General features: G+C 66.9%; 4 protein-coding genes and 1 pseudogene. 2 read left to right on the top strand and 3 right to left on the bottom strand.

The window, feature by feature from the left end; all coding sequences use genetic code 11:
- On the top strand, positions 1 to 448 hold a 448-nt coding region (locus KZA10_RS13110), incomplete at its 5' end, for a M23 family metallopeptidase (RefSeq protein ID WP_218683093.1).
- A gap of 79 nt (positions 449 to 527) precedes the next feature.
- Here KZA10_RS13110 and KZA10_RS13105 read toward each other — a convergent pair.
- Both KZA10_RS13105 and KZA10_RS13100 read right to left on the bottom strand, forming a co-directional pair.
- Complete coding sequence (locus KZA10_RS13105) at positions 528 to 1,019, bottom strand: inorganic diphosphatase (RefSeq protein ID WP_055869737.1); 492 nt, start codon at positions 1,017 to 1,019, stop codon at positions 528 to 530.
- An 83-nt stretch (positions 1,020 to 1,102) separates the two neighbouring features.
- A complete protein-coding gene (locus tag KZA10_RS13100; RefSeq protein WP_308289669.1) occupies positions 1,103 to 1,768 on the bottom strand; it encodes a TMEM175 family protein in 666 nt (221 codons plus the stop codon).
- 76 nt (positions 1,769 to 1,844) lie between these two features.
- On the opposite strand from KZA10_RS13100, the gene KZA10_RS18550 reads away from it, so the two are divergent.
- Positions 1,845 to 2,039, top strand: a complete 195-nt coding sequence (locus tag KZA10_RS18550) for a hypothetical protein (RefSeq protein WP_306300820.1) — start codon at positions 1,845 to 1,847, stop codon at positions 2,037 to 2,039.
- Here KZA10_RS18550 and KZA10_RS18760 read toward each other — a convergent pair.
- A pseudogene (locus KZA10_RS18760) lies at positions 2,002 to 2,127 on the bottom strand (hypothetical protein); the annotation flags it as partial. The gene KZA10_RS18550 and the pseudogene KZA10_RS18760 sit on opposite strands and share 38 nt — an antisense overlap.

Genomic DNA, 2,127 nt, shown 5'->3' with positions numbered 1-2,127 from the left:
CGGTGGCGGCGGAGGCGGAAGCCAGGGCTCGGGTGGCTGGTGCCGTCCGCACGGCGGAGGAAAGAGCTCCGGATATGGTCCTCGCTCCGTGCAGTGCGGTCCGAAGGGCTGCTCCTCCTCGTTCCACTACGGCACGGACTTCGCCAACGGCTGCGGCTCGGCGATCTACGCCGCAAACTCCGGCACCGTCGACTACGCCGGCCCGAACGACGGGTACGGCAACTACATCCGCATCCAGCACGGCGGTGGCGTCGGCACCGGTTACGCCCACATCCGCGACGGCGGCATCCTCGTCCGCTCGGGGCAGTGGGTCAACTCCGGTCAGCTCATCGCCTACGCGGGCAACACCGGTCGCTCGTTCGGCTGCCACCTGCACTTCGAGGTGTACGTCGGCGGCCGACCCGTGAACCCCGTGGCCTTCCTCGGCGATCGCGGAGTACCCGCCTGAGCGTCGACCACTCCTGACACGAAGAAAGACCCCCGGCCGCTGAGCGGTACCGGGGGTCTTCTTCATGCGTGCGGCGGGATCAGTGGCCCTGCTCGCCGAAACGGACGATCGCCTCGTCGAGGATGCGCTGCGCCTCGGCGGCGTCACCCCACTCGTCGACCTTGACCCACTTGTTGGGCTCGAGGTCCTTGTAGTGCTCGAAGAAGTGCGCGATCTCCTTCTTCGTGTACTCGGCGATGTCGTCGATGTCCTGGATGTGCGCCCAGCGCGGGTCCTTCGAGAGCACGGCGACGAGCTTGTCGTCCCCGCCGGCCTCGTCGCTCATCTTCAGCACGGCCACCGGACGCACCTCGACGACGACGCCGGGGTAGATCGCGTGGTCGAGCAGCACCAGCACGTCGAGCGGGTCGCCGTCCTCGCCGAGGGTGTTGTCGAAGTAGCCGTAGTCGGCCGGGTAGCCGAAGGTCGTGTAGAGCACGCGGTCGAGGTGCACTCGTCCGGTCTCGTGGTCGACCTCGTACTTCACGCGGCTGCCGCGCGGGATCTCGATGACGGCGTCGTGTGCGCCCATGCGTGTGCTCCTCAGGAAAAGTTCGGTTGGATGCCGCGGACTAGCCTACCTGCGGCACTCGCACGCTCGGAGGCCGTGATCGTTCAGGATCCTGCGTCGACGGGTGGGGCACCGTCTTCGTGCGACCGACTCCGGAACAGACGATTCAGCACGCGGCTCATCGGATCGCTCAGAAGCAGCAGGAGGAGTCCGTAGTACCCGTTCGGAGAGGCTACGACCGCGATGACGAGGGCGGCGCCGAAGAGGACGATGGCGGCAAGGTCGCCGATAGCCCCCAGACGGATGGTCTGGGTCGACACGGTGCTGAGCTCGCGATGACGCGCCAGGTAGAGCCAGCCGGCGAGGGTGGTCACCTGCGTCATGATCAGCGTTCCGATGTAGACCACGGCCTGCAGAGCGTCGGTGTCCATCTGTCCGATCATCGCCGTGGGAACCGGCAGCCAGACGATCGTCGCCATCCAGGCGACGTTGATCCACAGCAGCGGTCCCGTGATCCACTCCACATCGCGGTACTGGCGGTGATGCCCCATCCAGAAGGTCGCGATGAGAAGGAAACTCAGCCCGAAGCTGAGCAGCTGACCCGAATGCTCGTTCAGGAACTCGGCCGTGCTCATGTGACCGGACGCGGCCTCGGAGACCGACTCCATCAGCGGGAGGATGAGCAGCGTCATCGCGATGGCGACGACGGCGTCGACGAACGCCTTGAATCTCTCGGTCCGGAAGGGGAGTGCACGCGTGTTGTCGGTCACGGCGTCAGGATAGCCCCGGACGCCGCTGCGCACGGCGGCGGGCACGCGGATCGGAGGATTGCCCTAGCGTGGAATCGTGCCGTCACTTCCTCCCGCCATCGCCGAGATCCGCCTGGCCGTGCGCACCGCGCTCGCCGCGCTCCCCGAGGGATCGACGATCATCGTCGCTCTGTCCGGTGGAGCGGACTCACTCGCGCTCGCCGCAGCCACCGCCTTCGAGGCCTCGAGACTTCACGTTCCCTGCCGTACTCGGCATACACCCACTGGATGATCTCCTCGCGGCGATCGGAGTCGAAGTCGACGTCGATGTCGGGCTCCTCGGTCCGCGTGGTCGCGAGGAACCTCTCGAACGGCAGGCG

Origin of the sequence: Microbacterium sp. BF1, assembly GCF_019279095.1 — a bacterium.
Taxonomy (GTDB): Bacteria; Actinomycetota; Actinomycetes; order Actinomycetales; family Microbacteriaceae; genus Microbacterium; species Microbacterium maritypicum.
The sequence above is the reverse complement of the archived record's forward strand: the minus strand, read 5'-3'. Positions and strand labels throughout refer to the sequence as shown.

What these genes read in the sequence shown, in the direction of transcription:
- KZA10_RS13105 (WP_055869737.1), bottom strand. Translation starts at nt 1,019, where the DNA reads ATGGGCGCACACGACGCCGTCATCGAGATCCCGCGCGGCAGCCGCGTG.